The organism is Mycobacterium scrofulaceum (assembly GCF_001667885.1).
Lineage (GTDB): Bacteria > Actinomycetota > Actinomycetes > Mycobacteriales > Mycobacteriaceae > Mycobacterium > Mycobacterium scrofulaceum_C.
Genome location: NZ_LZJW01000103.1, coordinates 1 through 20,117 on the forward strand (window position 1 = coordinate 1; position 20,117 = coordinate 20,117).

The 20,117-nt window shown below is 69.5% G+C and carries 12 protein-coding genes and 1 pseudogene; 3 read left to right on the top strand and 10 right to left on the bottom strand.

The genetic code is table 11. The annotated features are described in order from the left end of the window. Both A5681_RS27470 and fadD21 read left to right on the top strand, forming a co-directional pair. Positions 1 to 307, top strand: a pseudogene (locus A5681_RS27470) (hypothetical protein); the annotation flags it as partial. 169 nt (positions 308 to 476) lie between these two features. Then, a complete protein-coding gene (gene fadD21, locus A5681_RS16395; protein ID WP_067276925.1) occupies positions 477 to 2,216 on the top strand; it encodes a fatty-acid--AMP ligase FAAL21/FadD21 in 1,740 nt (579 codons plus the stop codon). A 9-nt stretch (positions 2,217 to 2,225) separates the two neighbouring features. Here fadD21 and A5681_RS16400 read toward each other — a convergent pair whose 3' ends face one another. From A5681_RS16400 to fdxA, 7 genes are all read right to left on the bottom strand, one after another. Beyond that, entirely contained in the window at positions 2,226 to 2,543 is a 318-nt protein-coding gene (locus A5681_RS16400; protein WP_067276938.1) for a DUF6955 family protein, read from the bottom strand. Continuing rightward, a complete protein-coding gene (gene sat / locus A5681_RS16405) occupies positions 2,540 to 3,805 on the bottom strand; it encodes a sulfate adenylyltransferase (protein WP_067276941.1) in 1,266 nt (421 codons plus the stop codon). The genes A5681_RS16400 and sat overlap by 4 nt, the downstream gene beginning before the upstream one ends. 64 nt (positions 3,806 to 3,869) lie before the next feature. Further along, positions 3,870 to 4,553, bottom strand: a complete 684-nt coding sequence (cysC, locus tag A5681_RS16410; RefSeq protein WP_067276944.1) for an adenylyl-sulfate kinase — start codon at positions 4,551 to 4,553, stop codon at positions 3,870 to 3,872. Between the two features lie 286 nt (positions 4,554 to 4,839). Beyond that, a complete protein-coding gene (gene pks2, locus A5681_RS16415; protein WP_067276947.1) occupies positions 4,840 to 11,133 on the bottom strand; it encodes a sulfolipid-1 biosynthesis phthioceranic/hydroxyphthioceranic acid synthase in 6,294 nt (2,097 codons plus the stop codon). 275 nt (positions 11,134 to 11,408) lie between these two features. Then, on the bottom strand, positions 11,409 to 13,772 hold the full coding sequence (locus A5681_RS16420) for an APC family permease (RefSeq protein ID WP_067276995.1): 2,364 nt from the start codon (positions 13,770 to 13,772) through the stop codon (positions 11,409 to 11,411). An 89-nt stretch (positions 13,773 to 13,861) separates the two neighbouring features. After that, a complete protein-coding gene (dapC, locus tag A5681_RS16425) occupies positions 13,862 to 14,947 on the bottom strand; it encodes a succinyldiaminopimelate transaminase (RefSeq protein WP_067276998.1) in 1,086 nt (361 codons plus the stop codon). A 53-nt stretch (positions 14,948 to 15,000) separates the two neighbouring features. Continuing rightward, entirely contained in the window at positions 15,001 to 15,327 is a 327-nt protein-coding gene (gene fdxA / locus A5681_RS16430) for a ferredoxin (RefSeq protein ID WP_067277001.1), read from the bottom strand. Positions 15,328 to 15,699: 372 nt separating this feature from the next. Here fdxA and A5681_RS16435 point away from each other — a divergent pair, with 372 nt between their 5' ends. Beyond that, the gene (locus A5681_RS16435; RefSeq protein WP_067276950.1) at positions 15,700 to 16,032 is read left to right on the top strand and encodes a hemophore-related protein; all 333 of its coding nucleotides are present in this window, start codon (positions 15,700 to 15,702) and stop codon (positions 16,030 to 16,032) included. Positions 16,033 to 16,041: 9 nt separating this feature from the next. Here A5681_RS16435 and A5681_RS16440 read toward each other — a convergent pair whose 3' ends face one another. From A5681_RS16440 to A5681_RS16450, 3 genes are all read right to left on the bottom strand, one after another. Further along, on the bottom strand, positions 16,042 to 16,806 hold the full coding sequence (locus A5681_RS16440; RefSeq protein ID WP_067276953.1) for a maleylpyruvate isomerase N-terminal domain-containing protein: 765 nt from the start codon (positions 16,804 to 16,806) through the stop codon (positions 16,042 to 16,044). Between the two features lie 29 nt (positions 16,807 to 16,835). Further along, positions 16,836 to 19,454 carry a bifunctional FO biosynthesis protein CofGH gene (locus tag A5681_RS16445; RefSeq protein WP_082968391.1) on the bottom strand — a complete coding sequence of 873 codons (2,619 nt, stop codon included), beginning with the start codon at positions 19,452 to 19,454 and terminating at the stop codon, positions 16,836 to 16,838. A 108-nt stretch (positions 19,455 to 19,562) separates the two neighbouring features. Next, positions 19,563 to 20,024 (bottom strand): hypothetical protein, encoded by a 462-nt coding sequence (locus A5681_RS16450; protein ID WP_067276961.1) that lies wholly within the window; start codon positions 20,022 to 20,024, stop codon positions 19,563 to 19,565. Between the last annotated feature and the right edge of the window lie 93 nt (positions 20,025 to 20,117).

The following is a 20,117-nucleotide window of genomic DNA, read 5'->3' on the forward strand; positions in this document are numbered from 1 at the left end:
GCGGGCGGCCCAGGTGAATCTCATCGAGGCTCCCGCGGCCGTCGAGGCCGACGAAGAGTCTTCACTGACGCGGCGCCGGCGGGCGGATGTCACCCAACGCGGCCGCCGGTACGAATACCTCGACGCCGAACCGTCGACGAGCGCCTCGGATCGGGGCGCGCAAACCCTGGGCTTCACCGGAACGGCACCGGCCGAAGGGGCGGCCACAGCGGCCGGATTGACGGCGCTGGGCGACGGTGCCTTCGACGGCGCCGCGCGCACTCCGATGGTGCCGCGCACCTGGGGCTACGGTCCGGCCGCACCGTGACAGTGATTGGGGCACAACAGCATTCGCTGGCGCATCGCAGTCAGGCGCGGTCCGGCGCACACAGGGGCCGACGGCCGGGGCCGTGGCCCCGGCGCACCACCGGCAACCGGAGTGCGGCAGTGACGCGACCGGCATCCGCAAGCGGACGAAGAGCGGTAGCCTAACCCGCATGCAGAACGCGTCGGTGGTCTCCCTGCTGCGTGAACGCGCGGGACTGCAGCCCGACGAGATCGCGTTCCGCTACACCGACTACGAGCACGATTGGGCGGGCGTCACCGAGACGTTGACGTGGGCGCAGCTGTACCAGCGGACCCTGAAAGTCGCGCACGAGGTCAAGCGGCACGGCGCCGTCGGGGACCGGGCCGTGATCCTGGCTCCGCAGGGCCTGCCCTACGTCGTGGCCTTCCTGGGCGCGATGCAGGCCGGGCTGATCGCGGTGCCGCTGTCCGTCCCGGCGGTGGGCGCCCACGACGAACGGGTGAGCGCCGTTCTCGCCGACACCACGCCCACCGTCGTCCTCACCACGTCCGCGGTCGCCGGAACCATCGGCGAGTATCTGCGTCAGCCCGGCTCGACGACCACCCCGACCGTCGTCGAGGTCGATGCGCTGGATTTGGACGACACCGCCGCGCCGGGCATCCGGCTCAGCGGCGCCCCCGACACGGCGTACCTGCAGTACACGTCCGGCTCGACGCGCCTGCCCGCCGGGGTGATGATCTCGCACCGCAACCTGCGCGTGAACTTCCAGCAGCTGATGGCCGCCTACTTCGCCGAGTTCAATGGCGTTCCGCCCCGCGAAACCGCCGCCGTTTCCTGGCTGCCCTTCTACCACGACATGGGGTTGGTGCTGGGCGTGATCGCGCCGATCATGGGAGGTTATCGGGGTGACCTGACCAGCCCGGTCGCCTTCCTGCAGCGGCCGGCACGCTGGATCCACGCGATGTCGATCGGCGCACCGGTGATGTCGGCGGCGCCGAACTTCGCGTTCGAGTTGGCCGTTCGCAAGACGAAGGACGCCGACCTGGAGGGCGTGGACCTGCGCAACGTCCTGGGCATCGTCAGCGGCGCCGAGCGCATCCACCCCGCCACGCTGGACCGGTTCGCTAAACGCTTCGCGCCGTACAACTTTGACGACCGCGCGATGCGCCCGTCCTACGGGTTGGCCGAGGCCACGGTGTACGTCACCAGCCGCACCACCCGTGGCGCCCCGCGGGTCGTTCACTTCGATCCCGGGAAGCTCTCGGAGGGCGCCGCGGAGCGCTGCGCGGCGGAGAGCGGCTCGCCGCTGCTGAGCTACGGCATGCCGACATCGCCGGTGGTGCGGATCGTCGACCCCGACACCCGCCGGGAATGCCCGGCGTGTTCGGTGGGCGAGATCTGGGTCCACGGCGAGAACGTGGCGGGCGGCTACTGGCAGAAGCCCGAGGAGACCGAACGCACCTTCGGCGGCGTCGTGGCCGACCCGTCCCCGGGCACACCGGAGGGACCGTGGCTGCGCACCGGCGACCTCGGGTTCGTCTGCGAGGGTGAGATGTTCATCGTGGGCCGGACGAAGGATCTGCTGATCGTTTACGGCCGCAACCACTATCCCGAGGACATCGAGTCGACGGTGCAGGGGATCACCGGCGGTCGCGTCGCGGCGATCTCCGTGGCGGTGGACGAGACCGAGAAGCTGGTGACCATCATCGAAATCAAGAAACGCGGCGACTCCGACGAGGAGGTGTCGCGGCGGTTCGCGGTCGTCAAAAACGATGTCACCGCGGCGATTTCAAGTTCGCACGGTCTCAATGTCGCCGATCTCGTGCTGGTGTCGCCGGGGTCGATTCCCACCACGACGAGCGGCAAGATCCGGCGCGCCGCCTGCGTCGAGCAGTACCGCCGTCAGGAGTTCACCCGGCTCGACGCATGAGCGCCGGGCCTAGGGCTGCGACTCGGCGAGGAAGCGGTCCACCACGTCCGGGCCCGTGGAGTGCAGCGCGATGGACAGCTCCAGCAGCCTGTCCTTGACCTTCTTGGGCAGCAACTCGATGGACTTGGTGGTGGCGGAGTCGTACTTCGATCCCGGAAAGCGTTGCAGCACAACGTCCTTTTGCTCTTCCGTGGTGTAGATCTCCAGGAGCCTCATCCCCGCGAAGGCTTCCTTGGCCGAGTCGGCCATTCCCGCTTTCGCGAGCGCCTCGAGCCGTTCCTCGTTGATCCAGACGTTGACCTTGATCTTCTTTGCGTCGCCACTCATGATCGGGCCCCCTCCAACGGATTCAGCGTGAACACGGGCAGCCGGTCCGCCAGGTACTCCTCGGTGACGAACGGCGAGCCCTGACCGTACTTGGCGGCCGCCTCGAGAACCACCTCGAACACCTCGTGCCGCATCACCTGCTGGGTGGGCTTCACCTCGTCGGTCAGAATGCTCCTGATCAGGCTTCCGCTGAAGCTCTGGGCCTTGGAGTCGTGCCCGCACAGCGCCGAGTTGGTCACTTCGCGGCATTCGGGGCAATACCAGTTCTCCCGCAGGAACACCGGTTTGATGCCCAGCTCCGACCGGTGTTCCTGAAGGAGGTTCTGCGAGTCGTACGGGTGGTAGAAGTCGCCGACGCCGGCGTGGTCGCGGCCGAACATGTGGTGCGTGCACCCGAGGTTGGTGCGCAGGATCGCGTGGAAGATCGCCTCCCGCGGGCCCGCGTAGCGCATGTCCCACAGCGTGAAGGTCACCTTGTGGACGTCCTCCCGGAAATACCCGCTCTTCCTGAGCTCGTCCTGCGTGAGCAGGATCGCCTCGTCGATGTAGTCGCCCACCCGCTTCTGCCCGATGATCGCGTTGACCAGCACGCCCGTGCTCAGGTCGTCGACCGGCTGGTCTTCGTTGGCCGCCAGCCACGCCTGCTTCATCAGCGCCTCGTGCCCGGTGTGGGGCACGTTGCGGGTCTGATGCGCGACGACGTGCGTCCAGTTCTTCTCCGCGAGCGCGTCCTGGTGCTGCCGGGGGGTGAGCCAGAAGCTCTTGAAGGGCTCATTGAACACCGGCTCGTTGATCAGCGTGACATCCCCGGCGACGAACCGGTCCGCGTAGGCCAGCGTCTTCTTCACCCCCGGGTGACGGGGATCCGTTGTGCCGTAAGTCTTCTCAGCCAGGCGCTGCAGGTCATACTCGTAGATCTCGGTGACGTCCAGGATGGCGATCGGAACGTCCAGATATTCCAGCACCACGCTCGCGCCCTCTTGGACGCCCAGCTTCTCGATGTCGTCGAAGGACAGGTCGAACACGATCGGGATGCTCCACAGCGTCCCGTCCGGCAGCGCCAACTTGTCCAGCGTGGTGTCGACCTCCTGCCGGCCCATGAACCCGGTCAGGGGCGTGAAGAACCCGTAGGAAAGGCTGATGACCTCGTGCGCCGTCGCCTTCGAGATCGGCACCCGCGCCAGGCCCTGGATCCGGCCGGCCGCGTTTTCGGTGGCCACCCGCTCCACGATCGGCTTGCCGTTGTGACCCGTATAGCTCATTCGATGCCCCTCGCTTCGCAGTCCAACACTTTCCTGGCAAACAGCCCGGCGCCCGTGCCGATTCCTAAACCCCGACCGCCCCATCCTGGCTGCGCGCGAGGACAGGGATGACGCCGACCTTCTCGAGGTGCGCAATCACCTCCTCGGCCAGGGTGTCCGCGTCCTTCGCCCCGCCCTCGAGTCGCAATTCCGGTTCCACCGGAGCCTCGTACGGATCGTCGATGCCGGTGAATCCCTTGATCTCGCCGGCCCGGGCCTTCTTGTACAGGCCTTTGGGGTCGCGCTTTTCGCAGATTTCGATCGGGGTGTCGATGAAGATCTCCTGGAAGTCGCCCTCGGGCAGCGTTTCGCGCACCGCGTCGCGATCACGCCGGTAGGGACTGATGAAGGCCGTCAAGGCGATCACGCCGGCCTCACAGAACAACTTCGAGACCGCGCCGATGCGCCGGATGTTCTCCTCGCGGTCTTCGGCGGAGAAGCCCAGGCCGAACCGCTTGGCGAACGCCGCGCCGTGGCGGGGCTCGAGGGTGTCGGGACCGGCGTTGAGCCCGTAGCGGACGTTGTCCCCGTCGAGGAGATAGCTTCGGATGCCCCGGTCGTACAGCTTCTGTTCGACGGTGTTGGCCACTGTGCTCTTCCCGCTGCCGCTGAGCCCGGTGAACCAGAGGACGCAGCCCCGGTGCCCGTTGAGCTTTTCCCGGCTGTCACGGCTGATGTGGTGGTCGTGCCAGGTGATGTTGTTCGACATTTTCGGCTCCTCGACACCGATCCCGTAGAAGTCCTCCCACGACCTTCACCAGATCGCGCATCAATCAAACCGGGGTTGTGGCCGGTCGGTTACTTAAGATGGCCAATTTACAGGAGATTTTCGGGTCTCCGCTACCGTGCCGCGGCGCCAGGGCGGACGGCATTCGGCCAGCTCCCGGCGCCGCGCGACCGAGCGTGGCCGCCCCGGCACGGACGGGCCGCGCCGCCCGGCCCAGACGCCGACGGTTACGACCAGGGTGAGCCGAATGCCCCCGTCGGGCCGCCGGTCAGGACGGCGATGATGCGGACTCCGCGGCGGCCAACTCGTCGCACAGGTGTTCCGCGAGATCGCGAACCGTGGTGATCTTGGTGGGGCTGATGCGCACCCCGGTTTCCGTTTCGATGCGCGTTCGCAGCTCCAAGTTTCCCAGCGAATCCAGTCCGTAGTCGGACAGCGGACGGTCGGGATCGATTGTGCGGCGCAGCAACAGGCTGATCTGGCCGGAAACCAGCCGGCGGATGGCGGTCGGCCATTCCTCGCGCGGCAGCGCCTTGAGCTCGGCCAGGAATTTGCCCGTGTCGGGGCTGCCGCTCCCCGCCGACTGGAACGCCTCGGCGAACCGGCTGCGTTGCGCGAACGACATCAGCCAGGGCGTTCCCATGATCGGCGCGTAGCCGGTGTAGGCGCGGTCGTACCGCTGCAGGGATTCGAAGGCGTGGTAACCCTCCGCCGGCTTGATCGCGACGCCCGCGTCTTCCGCCAGCGCCGTGGCCCGGCCGACCTCCGACCATGCGCCCCAGGCGATCGCGCTGCCCGCGAGCCCCTGGCTGCGGCGCCAGTGCGCGAAGGCGTCCAGCCAGCTGTTGGCCGCCGCGTACGCGCCCTGCCCCGGCGAGCCGACCAGCGCGGCGGCCGAGGAGAAGGAGCAGAACCAGTCCAGCGGCTGGTTCGCGGTCGCGTGGTGCAGGTTCCAGGCCCCGTAAACCTTTGGCGCCCAACACCGGTCGACGAGTTCGTCGGTCACGTTGGCCAGCGTGGCGTCCTGGACCACCGCGGCCGCGTGCAGCACCCCGCGCACCGGCAGCCCCGTCGCGGTCGCGCACGCCACCAGCCGCTCGGCCGTGGCCGGCTCGGCGATATCGCCGCACTCCACCGCGACGTCGGCCCCGCCGGCGCGGAGGCGCTCGATGTCTTGGCAAGCTTGCTCGTTGGGCGCCGAGCGCGAGTTGAGCACGATCCGTCCGGCGCCGCGCGCCGCCATCTCACCCGCCAGGAACAACCCCAGTCCGCCGATGCCGCCGGTGACGATGTAGGCGCCGTCGCCGCGGAACGGCCGAACGCGCTCCGGGGGGACCGCGGCCACACTGCGGCCGGCGCGCGGCACGTCGAGCACCACCTTGCCGGTGTGCCCGGCCGCGGCGACCAGGCGGACCGCGGCGGCCGCGTCCTGGATCGGGTAGTGCGTCGTGCGCGGCATGGGCAGCTCGCCGTCGGCCGTGCGGCGGTAAACGGTGGTCAGCAGGCGCCGGACGGTCTCGGGATGGCTGAACGTCAGCAACGCCAGGTCGACCGCGAACAGCGACAGGTTGCGGCGGAACGGGAACAGCCCGAGGTGGGTGTCGCGGTAGATGTCGCGCTTGCCCAGCTCGACGAATCGGCCGCCGAACGCCAGCAGCTCGACTCCCGCGCGCTGCGCGGCGCCGGGCAGCGAGTTGAGCACCACGTCGACGCCGTATCCGCCGGTGTCACGGCGGATTTCGTCTGCGAACGCAGCGCTGCGCGAGTCGTAGACGTGCTCGATTCCCGTGTCGCGCAGCAATTGCCGGCGCCGCGGGCTGCCCGCGGTCGCGAAGATTTCGCAACCCGCGGCCCGGGCGATCGCGATGGCCGCCTGCCCGACGCCGCCGGTGCCGGAGTGGATCAGCACCTTGTCGGCCGGCGCGATGCGGGCCAGGTCATGCAGGGCGTACCAGGCGGTCGCCGCGGCGGTGGGCACGGCGGCGGCGTCTTCCAGCGGGAGGTCGGGCGGGAGGGTGACCGCGTGCCGGGCGTCGGCGACGACGAAGGTGCCCCAGCAGCCGTTGCGGGACATCCCGCCCACGCGGTCGCCCACCCGGTGCTCGGTGGCGTCGGGGCCGACGGCGGTCACCACGCCGGCGAAGTCCCCACCCAATTGCTGTTGGTAGCCCTCGAAGGTGGGATAGCGGCCGAACGCGACCAGCACGTCGGCGAAATTGACGGTGGACGCGGCGACCGCGACCTCGATCTCGCCCGGGCCGGGCGGGACGCGGTCGAACGCGGTGAACTCCAGCGATTCGAGGTCACCCGCGGTGCGGATCTGCAGGCGCATGCCGTCCCGCTCGTGATCGACGACCGTGGTCCGCCGCTCGGCCGGACGCAGCGGCCCCGGGCGCAGCCGCGCGGTGTACCACTCCCCGTGTCGCCACGCGGTCTCGTCTTCTGCCGAGCCGCTCTTCAGTTGCGCCGCAACGTGTTCGGGCCCGGTCGCGCCGTCGACGTCGATTTGGGTGGCGCTCAGGTGCGGGTGTTCGGAATCGATCACGCGCAGCAGTCCGCGCAGCCCGGCCTGCTCCAGGTTGGCCACATCGCCGGCCGCCACGGTGGCGGCGTTCCTGGTGACCACGAAGAGCCGGGGCGACTCGCCCGGCAGCTCGGAGAGCTCACGGGCGACCGCGACCAGGTGAGACACGTAGTCGCGCCCGCGCCGCGCCGGATCGGCGCCGCCGGCCGGGGGCTCCGTCACCACGACCACTCCCGTCAGGCCCTTGAGCGGGCCGTGCCCGTTCGAGGGCGCCAGGCCGGTGCCGGACAGCAGCGCGCGCAGCCCGGCGGTTTCCGCCGAGCCAACCGGCAGGGGCAAGGTGGTGCAGTGGGCGCCGTCTGACAGCGCCTCGCCCAGTTGGGCCGTGAGCGGATCCGTCGCATCGCACGCGCTGAGCAACAGCCACGATCCCGGCTCGGCCCCCGCGGCGTCCGGGAGCTGTCGCGGCTCCCATTCGATGGTCAACAACCGCTCGTTGAGCAGCCGCTCCGCCCGCTCGCCTTCGGAGCTTCCACCGGCCAGCCGCAGCCCTTCGACCCTGAGCAGCACGCCGCCGGACTGGTCGAGCACGTCGATGTCCGCCTCGCACTCGCCGGGGTCCGACGACCTCACCCGCGTCAGGCAGTGCTGCGCGTTGCGGGCGGGGGAATAGCTGCGCAACCGCCGGACGCCGACCGGCAGCAGCAGACCGCCCGCGCCGGCGCGCTGCACCAGCGGATGCACGACCACCGACTGAAAACAGGCGTCCAGCAGTGCCGGATGGATGGCGTAGCCCGACTGCTGCGAGCGGATCGCTCCGGGCAGCGCCACCTCCGCGAGCACCGTGGAAGTGTCACCGTCGCCGACGAGCGCGGCCGCCAGGCCCGAGAAGGCCGGGCCGTAGTGAATCCCGATCGCGTCGAACGCCTTTCGCAATTCGGCGCCGTCCATGCCGGACGGATGGTTGGCGATCAAGGTGGCCATGTCGTGAGCGGGCGGCTGCGCTGCGTCCACGGCGCGCAGGACCGCGCGCGCCCGGGGCACGCGTTCGCCGTCCTCGTGGGTGTCCACGGTGAAATCGAAAACTTCCGGCGCGGTGACCGTCGCCGCCGAGGAGGCCCGCGTCCGGTCGTCCAGCAACAGCGTCTGCTCGAAGGTGACGTCGCTGACCTCGGACCGCTCACCGAGGACCGCACGCGCCGCGCTCAGCGCCATCTCGCAGTAAGCGGCACCGGGAAACGCTGCCACGTGGTGGATTTGGTGGTCGCCGAGCCACGGGTGCGCCTCGGTCCCGACGTCGCCCTGCCAGACGTGGCGCTCGGGTTCCTCGTGCAGGTGCACGTGCGCACCGAGCAGCGGATGCACGGCCTGGACCGAGGCGCCGTGCGCCTGGTCCGTTGCCTCGCGGCTGAGCATCAGCCTGCGATGCGTCCAGGTCGGGATCGGCGCGTCCACCAGGCGACCGGTCGGGTACAGCACCGAGAAGTCGACGACGGCGCCGGCGCTGTGCACGTCGGCGACGAACGCCCGCATGCCGGCCGGCAGCTCTTGCTCCCGGCGCATGGCCGCCAACGCCGCGATGGGCATGTCCAGGCTTGCGGCGTTCTGCTCGACGGCGTGCGTGAGCAGGGGATGCGGCGAAAGCTCCCCGAAGACGCGGAAACCGTCCTTGAGGGCGGCCTGCACGGCCGCCGCGAAACGCACTGTGTAGCGCAGGTTTTCAGCCCAGTACTCGCCGGTGAACGAGGGCCGTTCGCGCGGGTTCCACAGCGTCGCCGAGTAGTAGGGCACCTCCGGCTCCCGGGGCTCGAGCCCGGCGAGCGCCTCGATGAGTTCGTCGAGGATCGGCTCCACCTGAGGCGAGTGCGATGCCACGTCCACGGCCACCTCACGCGCCACCACGTCCTGCTCCTGCCAGGCCGCGACCAGCTCGCGGATCGACTGCGTGTCACCGCCGACGACCGTGGACGTGGGCGACGCGACCACCGAGAGGACAACATCGGAGATTCCGCGAATGGACAACTCCGACAACACCTGTTGGCCCGGCAGCTCCACCGACGCCATGGCGCCACTCCCGGCGAGCCGCGCCATCAACCTGGAGCGCCGGCAGATGACGCGCACCCCGTCGTGCAGCGACAGGCCGCCCGCGACGACCGCCGCCGCGCATTCGCCGAGCGAATGGCCGATCACGGCGCCGGGACGCGCCCCGTAGGCCTTCATCGTCTCGGCCAGCGCGACCTGCATCGCGAAGATCGTCGGCTGCACCCGGTCGATGCCGGTCACCACCTCCGGCGCCGACATCGCCTCGGTGACCGAAAACCCCGATTCCTCGGCGATCAGCGGTTCCACCGCCGCGATCGTCGCGGCGAACACCGGTTCGCAGGCCAGCAGCTCGGCGCCCATCTTTGACCACTGCGAACCCTGCCCGGAGAACACCCATACCGGCCCCCGGTCGTCCTGACCCACGGCGGGTTCGAGCGGGATGTCGCTGCCGGCGACCTCGCGCAGGGCCGCGCTGAGCTCACCGAAGTCGCCGGCCGACACCACCGTTCGCACCGGCCGGTGCGCGCGGCGACGCGCGAGCGTGTAGCCAAGGTCCGGCAGCGCCGCCGTGCCGGCGCCCCCGGCGTCGATCCAGTCCGCCAGCCGGGCGGCCGTGACGCGCAGCTGCTCGGCGGAGGTCGCCGACACCGGAAACAGCAACGCCCCGTTGACATTCGGGGCGCCCGGGGCGCCCGGGGGCGCCTCTTCCGGCGCCTCTTCTAGGACGGCGTGCACGTTGGTGCCGGACATCCCGTACGACGACACCGCTGCGCGGCGCGGGTGCCGGTCGCCGGGCCAGGGCGTGTTGGCCCGCGGCACGAACAGCTCCGTCTCGATCGCGGCCATCTCGTCGGGCAGCCGGGTGAAGTGCAGGTTTTGGGGCACCGTGCCGTGCTGTAGCGCGAGGATCGCCTTCATCAACCCCAGCGGTCCGGAGGTCGACTGCAGGTGGCCGAAGTTCGTCTTTACCGAGCCCAGCGCGCAGGGCCCGGCGGTGCCGTACACGGCGGCCAGGCTCGCGTATTCGATCGGATCCCCGACCGGGGTGCCGGTACCGTGTGCCTCGACGAAGCCGACCGTGGCGGCGTCGACGCCGGCGGCCTCCAGCGCCTTGCGGTAAACGGCCACCTGCGCGGTTTCCGACGGCGCCGCGATGTTCACGGTTCGGCCGTCCTGGTTGGCCGCGGTGCCGCGCACGACGGCAAGTATCCGGTCGGCATCGCGTTGCGCGTCTTCGAGCCGCTTCAGCAGCAGCATGACGCAGCCCTCACCGGACACGAAGCCGTCCGCGTTCACGTCGAAGGCGTGGCAACGGCCGGTCGGCGACAGCATGCCCTGCAGCGATCCCGAGACGGACTTCCGCGGCTCCAGCGTCACCGCGACGCCGCCAGCCAGGGCCATATCGCTTTCGCCGCTGCTCAGGCTGCCGCACGCCTGGTGCACGGCCATCAGCCCCGACGAGCATGCGGTATCCACGGTGAGGGCGGGGCCGTGCAGCCCCAGCGTGTAGGCGACCCGCCCAGACGCGAAGCTGTTGCTGGTGCCGGTGAACCCGTACGGGCCCTCGGCGGCGCCGCAGTCGGCGGAGAGCAGTTCGTAGTCGCCGTGCGTAAGCCCGACGAAGACGCCGGTCTGCGAGTGGGACAACCGCGCGGGATCGAGGCCCGCGTGCTCGATGGCGTCCCAGGACGTCTCCAGCAGCAAGCGGTGTTGGGGGTCGATCGCGGTGGCCTCGCGCTCGGTCATGCCGAAGAAATCGCAGTCAAAGCCGCCGACGTCGTCCAGGAACGCCCCCCACCGCGTCACCGACCGGCCGGGAACGCCGGGTTCGGGGTCGTAGTACAGGTCCGCGTCCCACCGGTCGGCGGGAATCTCGCCCACGAAATCGGCGCCGCGCAGCAATGCCTCCCACAGTCGTTGCGGAGAATCGATCCCACCGGGAAGTCGGCAGGCCATCCCGATGACAGCAACGGGTGTGGCGGTTGCGGCACGCAATGTGCAGTCCTCTGTTCTCCCCCAACGGCGTTGGCCAGTCTGCGGGTGTCAGCTTACCGACCCCGACTCCGTCAGCTTAACCGGTTGGGGAAGGTGGCCGGCCCACGAATTCGCCGGGGCGCGACGCCCTGAAACCCATGCCGCGACTGTGATTTCCGCGGTTGGTCCGGCCCGGCCGGGGCGGCCGTGAAGACCGCTGGAAACCGCCGGCCGGATGACGACGAAGACGCGAAATATGCTGGCGTCAACCCGCTTTGGGGCAACCGCGCGAGCCGTTAGGCTTTGTCGGCGTCCCCCGACTCGCCGGAGTCGACCGCCTCCGCGGGGTCCTCGATGATTTGATACGCCGGGTCGACCATCGAGATGGGGCGGTTGCCCGTCTGCCGGGCCTTGCCGCTGATCCGCAGCAACTGGCCGGGCTGAATGTCGGCGCCGCCGTGGCCGGGACGGAACGTGATCGTCATTTCCCCGCTGTTGTCCCCGACGACGACCTGCCGGAAGGTCCGCCCGCGGTCGGTGACGTCCTCGACCTGGTTGACCCGCCCCTCGACCGTGGCCCGTTGCCCCGAGATCAGGCCGGCCACCAGGATGACCGATGCCGGTCGCTCGGGGTGTTCGTAGGAGTCCACCTTCTCGTCCTCACCCCGGGACACCCACGCTTCGAGCTTGTCGATCTCCTGCGCGATCTTCTGCTCCAACGTGTCGGGGTAGGCCTCCCTGATCCGCGATTCGACGTCGTAGGGCACGATCGTCGCCGCCGCGTCGGGGATCAGGCTCACCGCGCGGGAGATCTTGTCCGCGGTGCGGTCGTGCAACAGGCGGCCCAGCAGCCGGGCGAACGTGCGACGCGGCAGCAGTACCGTCACATTGGTGTGCGGTTGTTCGTCGCGCGCCTTGGCCACCAGGAGCTGCGCGGCCCGGCTGATCCGGCGGTCCGGGCAGTCGACCACGCGCAGCGGGGTGTCCAGATCGAAGTGATCCCAACGCTTCCGCAGTTGCGCGGCGTGGGCCGGGTCGACCATGAAGTGCACCGCGGTCAGCTCGTCGGCGCGCAATCCCCTGCCGTAGCGCAGCGCTTCGATCACCGCCAGGTCGACGGAGTCGACCAAAACGAACACCCGGTGCCGCGCATATTTCACCAGCTCCGGACGGTCGGTGCGAAACATCTCGAGGATGGCGGCCTCGGCGCGGTATTCGCGGTTGAGCCGCATCAGCATGAACACCAGCAGCGGGAAGACCACGACCACCAGCCACGCACCCTCGGTGAATTTCGCCACCGCGAAGATGCCCACCACGATCGTGGACAGGACCGCCGCGGAGAGGTTGATGGCCAGGCGGCGTCGCCATCCCGGTTCGCGATGTGTCAGATGGTGTTTGGTCATCCCGTAGCCGGCCATCGAGAACCCGGTGAACACGCCGATCGCGTAGAACGGGACCAGCGCGTTGACCGAGCCCCCGGTGACCACCAGCAGCAGCACCGACAACGCCGTCAGGGTGATGATGCCGTTCGAGAAGACCAGGCGATGACCGCGTTTGGTGAGTTGGCGCGGCAGGAACCGGTCCTCGGCGACGAAACTGGCCAGCGCCGGGAATCCGTTGAAACTGGTGTTCGCACCGGTGAACAGGATGGCGGCGGTGGCGGCCTGGACCAGGATGTAGAACACGTCCCCGACCACGCCATTGCCGAAGACGGCGCGGCCGATCTGCGAGAGCACCGACGGATATTCGGTCAGGTACGGCGTGGCGTGGGTGACGTGCGCCAGATAGGCGACGCCGGCCAGCAGCAGACCGAGGATGGTGGCCATGGCGGTGAGCACGCGGCGTGCGTTGCGGCCCTGCGGCTTTCGGAAGTAGTCGACGGTGTTGGAGATGGCCTCGACGCCCGTCAGCGACGAGCCTCCGTTGGCGAACGCGCGGAGCAGCACCAGGATCGTGGCGCCCAGCACCAACCCGTTGCCCTGGTGCACGGGCACGGTGCCGGCCATGTGGGTGGGATCGTATGTGGGTAGGTTCCCGGCGATGGCGCGAACCACGCCGACCACGATCGTCAGCCCGACCATGACGATGAAGGAGTAGGTGGCCACCGCGAACGGCAGGCCCGCTTCCTTCAATCCGCGCAGGTTTGCATAGCAGATGGCAAGCACCACACCGACGGTGAGTTCGAGGCTGTACGGACCCAGCGCCGGTACCGCCGACACCACCGCGACCGTCCCGGCCGCCGACTGCACGGCAACGGTGACCACGTAGTCGATCAGCAGCGCGGCCGCGGCGATTTGGGCGACCCGCGGCCCGAAGTTGTCGCGCGCGACGATGTAGGAGCCGCCCGCCCGGGTGTAGGCCATCACCACCTGCCGGTACGAGGCGGCCACCAGGACCAGGATCAGCAGGATGACACCGGTGATCGGCAACAGCAGCAGGAACGCGGCCAGGCCCGCGTGCGGCAGCAGCTCGATCAGGATCTGCTCGGGGCCGTAGGCGACCGATGACACCGCGTCCGGCGAAAGCGCGCCCAGCGCAACGCCGTTCGACAACTTCTCGGAGGCGATGTCCTCGGTGATCAGCGGCTTGCCCAGAAAGACCCGCTTGACGACGTCCCCGACCGAGAGGGGAATGCGCAGGTTGCCGGCCGAAGTGGTCACGACCACCGTCCTTACCGTGAGCGGGCGAAACACCTCCGATGCATTGTGCACGTTCCCCGCCGCCAGGCTGGCAGCCGGGCGGCCCCCGGCTAGGCGAGTCGCTGTACGGCGGCGGCGATCCGCTCGTCGGTGGCCGTCAACGCGACGCGCACGTGTTGCGCGCCGCGCGGGCCGTAGAAGTGGCCGGGGGCCACGAGAATGCCGCGCCCCGCCAGCCAGCCGACGGTGTCCGCGCAGGGCTCGTCGCGGGTGGCCCACAGATACAGGCCGGCTTCGGAATGGTCGACGGCGAATCCGGCCGCACGCAACGCCGGCAACAGCGCGGCGCGCCGCCGTTCGTACCGCTCCCGCTGCGCCCGCTCGTGGGCGTCGTCGTCCAGCGCCGCGACCATCGCCGCCTGCACCGGCGTGGGCACCATCATCCCGGCGTGTTTGCGCACCGCCAGCAGCTCGGCGACCAGGTCCGGGTCACCGGCGACAAACCCGGCCCGGTACCCGGCCAGCGACGAGCTCTTCGACAGCGAGTGGATCGCGAGCAGCCCGCTGTGGTCGCCGTCGCAGACGGACGGGTGCAGGATCGACAGCGGCTGGGCCTCCCAGCCCAGGCCCAGATAGCACTCGTCGGAAGCCACCACACTGCCCCGCTCGCGGGCCCAGCCGACCACTTTGCGCAGGTGGTCGACGCCCAGCACGCGGCCGGTCGGGTTGCTCGGCGAGTTCAGGTAGACCAGCGCGGGCGATTGGGGGCCCAGTTGGGTCAGCGAATCCGCGCGCAGCACCGTCGCCTGGGCCAGCCGGGCCCCGACGTCGTAGGTCGGGTAGGCCAGCTCGGGCACCACGATGACGTCGCCGGCCGCCAGCCCCAGCAGCGTCGGCAGCCAGGCGATGAGCTCCTTGCTGCCGATCACCGGCAGCACCGCGGCCTCGGTCAGCCCGGTGACGCCGAAGCGGCGGGCCAGCGCGGCGACCGCCGCCTCCCGCAGTCGCGGGGTGCCGGCGGTGGCCGGGTACCCGGACGCGGAACCGGCGGCGGCGAGCGCGTCTTGGATCACCGGCGCGACGGGGTCGACCGGGGTACCGACGGATAGGTCGACGATCCCGTCGGGGTGCGATGCGGCCAGCGTTTTCGCCTCCGCCAGCGTGTCCCAAGGGAACTCCGGCAGGGACGCCGACACGTGCCCGCGTGCGGCGCGCGGCCTCACCCCGGGCTGGTCCAGCACCGGCCCGCTCAGTCGCCCTCGCCCTGCGGCGGCAGGTCCTTGACCGGCTGCGGGTCGTTCTCGGTCATGCCGACCTTGGCGGCACCGCCCGGCGATCCCAACTCGGTGAAGAAGTCGGCGTTGATCTGGGTGTACTGGCTCCACTGCTCGGGCACGTCGTCTTCGTAGTAGATGGCTTCAACGGGGCAGACCGGCTCGCACGCCCCGCAGTCGACGCACTCGTCGGGGTGGATGTACAGCATCCGCGCGCCCTCGTAGATGCAATCGACCGGGCACTCCTCGATACAAGCCTTGTCTTTGATATCGACACAGGGCTCGGCGATCGTGTAGGTCACAGACGTCTCCTCCATGTACTACTTCGGTGGGCTGCTCTTCGGCTCGCGCCCGGTGCTTCCGGCCGCTCCAGACAAAGCTTTCGGTTACTGATACTAGACGTTGCACATACACGTCAACCACTTGGCACGCCCGTTAAATGAACGATTTAAGACCGTCAGTCTCGGAGCCGGCGCCCGGGGTCCGTTTCGCCAAGGGCGAACACCGGTCCGCGGCCGCCGACCTGCGCATAGTCGCAGTCCAGCGGGGTTGTGCGATAACCGTTGAGATGGAAGCACGGTCGTGGCGCCTGGTAACCTCGACCGGAAGACGGCAACCGCTGGGTGAGATGTCGTCGCCTTGATAGCGGTGCATAACGGGGAAGGTGTCCACACATGAGGCTGTCGTTGACCAAATTGACCGTCGCGATGGGTAGCGCCGCGGTGGCGTTGACCGCCGCCGCCGGGGTCGCATCCGCGGACCCGACGGACGCGATCATCAACACCACGTGCAACTACGGGCAGGTGATCGCCGCGCTGAACGCCACCGACCCGGCGGCCGCCGCGCAGCTGAACAGCTCGCCCGTGGCGCAGTCCTACATCCGCAGCTTCCTGGCCTCGCCGCCGCCGAAGCGCCAGCAGATGGCCCAGCAGATCCAGGCGATGCCGTCGGCGCAGAAGTACTACGACGACATCAACCAGGTCGCGGTCACCTGTAATAACTTCTGAGCCCCCGGTTCAGTAACCGCTGAGCAGGCCGCGCACGCGGCCCAGCGTTTGCGGTCCGACGCGGCTGCAAATGCGCGACGGGTCCGCCGGCCTACGCCCCCAGAGCAACAGGACGCGGGCGGCGGCATCGGTCTCCAGTGTCGCGGGGCCCTCGGGTTCGGTGAGTTCGATCGCGGTGCTGTCGGTTTCGGCGGTGACGACGACGTCGTCGGCGGCGGGGACCCGCAGCCGGGCCTCGATACGCTCGCCCGGTGCTAACCCCTTGGCGCCCTTGGCCAACAAGGGTTTTCCGACCGCCAGCACGCTGTGGGTGGTCATCCAGGGCTCGGCAAGCCGCGCCTGCGCCGCGGCGTCATCGCCGGTGATGTCCCAACCGTGCAGCACGAGCTCTTCGCGCATGTGTTCGGCGAACCAGGGCACTTTCATCGTGCGGCCCGTCCACGCGACGTCGGTGTCCGGTTGCACGTCGTCGGCCGCCGCCGCCACGCGGTTCAGGGTGGCCATCCGGTCGAAGAACGCGTCCCACAGATCCGAGTCGTTCAGGGCCCGCAGTGGACCCTCGCGCTCCTCGAAGCCGCGCGTGCCGACGGGTTCGCCTTCCAGGTGGGCGGCCAGCACCCGGGCGATCTCCTCGGCGTTTCCGGCCTGGTGGACGACGATGTCGCGCACCGTCCAGGCCTCGCACCAGGTTCCGGCGTCGGGTCGCCGCTGCTGCACCGCGTCCACGAACGGGCGCCATTCCGGGAACCGGTCATCGTCGATCTGTCGGTTCACGGCGTCGGGGTACCCGCCCCGTCTTCGTGTTAAGCGGCCCGCGGCGCGTAGGTGGTGGTGCGTTGCCGCGCCGGCCGCCCGATCCCTTCGGCGATCTCGGTCAGCTCTTCCACCGTCTTGGCCGACCCGTATTCCGATCCGGCCATCCGCGAGATGGTTTCCTCCATCAGCGTGCCGCCCAGATCGTTGGCGCCGCCGTTGAGCATCACCTGGGTGCGCTCGACGCCCAGCTTGACCCAGCTGGTCTGAATCTGGGAGATGCGGCCGTGCAACATGATTCGCGCCAACGCGTGCACGGCGCGGTTGTCGCGGTGGGTCGGTCCGGGCCGGGCCGCGCCGGCCAGATACAACGGCGAGCTCTGGTGCACGAACGGCAGCGGCACGAACTCGGTGAACCCGCCGGTGCGGTCCTGAATCCCCCGCAGCACGTTGAGGTGGGCGACCCAGTGCCGCGGGCTGTCGACGTGCCCGTACATCATCGTCGAAGACGACCGCAGCCCCACCTCGTGCGCGGTGGTCACGATGTCGATCCACTCCGAGGTCGGCAGCTTGCCCTTGGTCAGCACCCAGCGCACCTCGTCGTCCAGGATCTCGGCGGCCGTGCCCGGAATCGTGTCCAGCCCGGCCTCGCGCAAGCTGATCAGCCACTCGCGCACGCTGAGTCCGCTTTTGGTGACGCCGTTGGCAATCTCCATGGGCGAGAACGCATGCACGTGCATCGACGGCACCCGCGCCTTGACCGCGCGGACCAGGTCGGCGTAGCCGGTGACCGGCAACTCCGGGTCGATCCCGCCCTGCATGCACACCTCGGTGGCGCCCTCGACGTGCGCCTCCCACGCGCGGTCGGCCACCTCGTCGGTGGACAGCGAGTACGCGTCGGCGTCGCCCTTGCGCTGCGCGAACGCACAGAACCGGCAGCCGGTGTAGCAGATGTTGGTGAAGTTGATGTTGCGGTTCACCACGAACGTCACGTCGTCGCCAACCGTGTCGCGGCGTAGCGAATTAGCCAGCGCGGCAACGGCTTCCAAGGCCGGCCCGTCGGCTGTCGCCAACGCCAGGTACTCGCTGTCGCTGCAGCCGGCGGGATCGCGCTCGGCCGCCCGCAGCGCGGCGAGCACATCGGTGTCGATCCGCTCGGGGGCGCGTGCGGCCAACTCGTGCACCTGCGCGCGGATCGATTCCCAGTCGCCGAAGGCGCTGTCCAGGTCGCTGCGGGCCTCGGAGGCCCGGCCTTCGGTGTCGATCGCGGCGTTGAGGTCGACCCGCCCCGCGGACGCGACGTCGTCGGGCTCCTGCCAGGGCAGCCCCGCCGGGTTGACGTCGCGGGCCAGGCCGGTCGCCGGGTCGGCCAGCGCCAGCACGTGTCCACGCACCCGCGGGTCGATCCACGCCGCGCCCGCCTGCACGTATTTGGGCTGGGCGGTCAGCCGCTGAACCAGTTCGTATCCGGCCCGGGCGGTGATGTCGGCGAGGTCGTCCAGTGCGGGCCACGGCCGCTCCGGGTTGACGTGATCGGGGGTGAGCGGTGAAACGCCGCCCCAGTCGTCGACCCCGGCGCCGACCAGCGCCAGGCACTCGTCCGGGGAAACCAGGTTGGGCGGCGCCTGGATGCGCATGCCGGGGCCGAGCACCAGCCGGGCGACCGCCACCGTCGCGAGGTAGTCCTCGATCCCCGCGTCGGGGACGTCGGCCATCGCGGTGTGCTCCTTGGCCCGGAAGTTCTGCACGATCACTTCCTGAACGTGCCCGAACTCCTTGTGCGACTTGCGGATCGCGTGCAGGGTTTCGGCCCGTTCGGTCAGGGTCTCGCCGATGCCGACCAGCAGGCCGGTCGTGAACGGGATGGACAACCGGCCCGCGTCGGTCAGCGTGCGCAGCCGGACGGCGGGGTCCTTGTCGGGGCTGCCGTAGTGCGCAAGCCCCTTCGTCTCGAACAGCCGCCGCGACGTCGTCTCGAGCATCATGCCCATCGACGGCGCCACCGGCTTGAGCCGGGCCATCTCGGACCAACTCATCACGCCCGGGTTCAGGTGTGGCAGCAATCCGGTTTCTTCGAGCACCCGGATCGCCATGGCCCGCACGTAGGACAGCGTGGAGTCATAACCCCGTTCGCTCAGCCACTGCGCCGCCTCCGGCCACCGCTGTTCGGGGCGGTCGCCAAGGGTGAAAAGCGCTTCCTTGCAACCGAGTTCGGCCCCGCGGCGGGCGATGTCGAGGATCTCGTCGGGCTCGAGGTACATGCCCGAGCCCTGCGCGCGCAGCTTGCCAGGGACCGTGACGAAGGTGCAGTAGTGGCAGGTGTCGCGGCACAGGTGGGTGACGGGGATGAAAACCTTGCGCGAATAGGTGATCGGCAATCCGCCGCCGGGGCCGCGCCGACCGGCCGACGCCAACCCGGCATCGCGTACCCGCGCCGCGCTGGCGCACAGATCAGCGAGGGCGTCACCCCGCGCGGTCATTGCGATGGCCGCCTCGTCGACGTTGAGCGCGACGCCGTCTCGGGCGCGGCGCAACACCCGCCGCAGCGCGGATGCGCTCGTCTTTGGCGGAACCACAGGATTAGGAAGAGCGGTAGGCTCCTCGCCCGGAGTCAGCGGCACCTTCGTGTAACTTCCCCACGATCGAATTTCATCCGCGTGTCCCAACATGTGAAATTTTCTTCTGACCCGTGCGGGCCCCGTCTGCGCAACAGTCAACAGTAGCGTCAGCCCCACACGGGGCAAGCGGGGACATGCCTGCCCGCGACCTCGCGAAGTTCAGTCCGGGTGGCCGCGCCGCCACAGCACCCAGAACGGCGGCGCCGCCCCCAACGCGATCAGAATCAACGCCCCGTAGGCCATCACGCCGCTGCCACCCAGGATGACGTCGTCGGCCGGGCCGCCCATGCTGATCACCGCCACGGTGAGCAGCCACGTCCACAGCGGCAGCGCGGCCAGCCGCGACGACGTCGTCCACCGCCCGGCGGCCCAGACCAGGGCGGCGTTGACCAATCCGGAAATCAGTCCGCTGATGGGGAAAGGGATCGACCCGATGTAGGAAGGCAGCAGCAGGGCCCCGGCCAGTGCGGAGAGGACCCCGTCGACGGCGAGCAGCGTCAAGACAACGAAACGGATCGCGGGGTCCGTGGCGCCGCCGTCTTCGACGGGTACGGCGCGCGGCTTCGTTTCGGTCAGGTCGGAACGCTGTCGATGTTGGAGAGTATCGAGCCGATAACCCACTGCAGGCTGTCGAGCCGGTCCTGCCAATGCTGCTGATTAGGGTCCAGGTCGGGGTCCATGCGAAATCCTTCCGTGGCTGCCTGATTCGCAAGC

What these genes read in the sequence shown, in the direction of transcription:
- A5681_RS16400 (WP_067276938.1), bottom strand. Translation starts at nt 2,543, where the DNA reads ATGAGTGGCGACGCAAAGAAGATCAAGGTCAACGTCTGGATCAACGAG.
- fadD21 (WP_067276925.1), top strand. Translation starts at nt 477, where the DNA reads ATGCAGAACGCGTCGGTGGTCTCCCTGCTGCGTGAACGCGCGGGACTG.
- sat (WP_067276941.1), bottom strand. Translation starts at nt 3,805, where the DNA reads ATGAGCTATACGGGTCACAACGGCAAGCCGATCGTGGAGCGGGTGGCC.
- cysC (WP_067276944.1), bottom strand. Translation starts at nt 4,553, where the DNA reads ATGTCGAACAACATCACCTGGCACGACCACCACATCAGCCGTGACAGC.
- A5681_RS16435 (WP_067276950.1), top strand. Translation starts at nt 15,700, where the DNA reads ATGAGGCTGTCGTTGACCAAATTGACCGTCGCGATGGGTAGCGCCGCG.
- A5681_RS16445 (WP_082968391.1), bottom strand. Translation starts at nt 19,454, where the DNA reads ATGTTGGGACACGCGGATGAAATTCGATCGTGGGGAAGTTACACGAAG.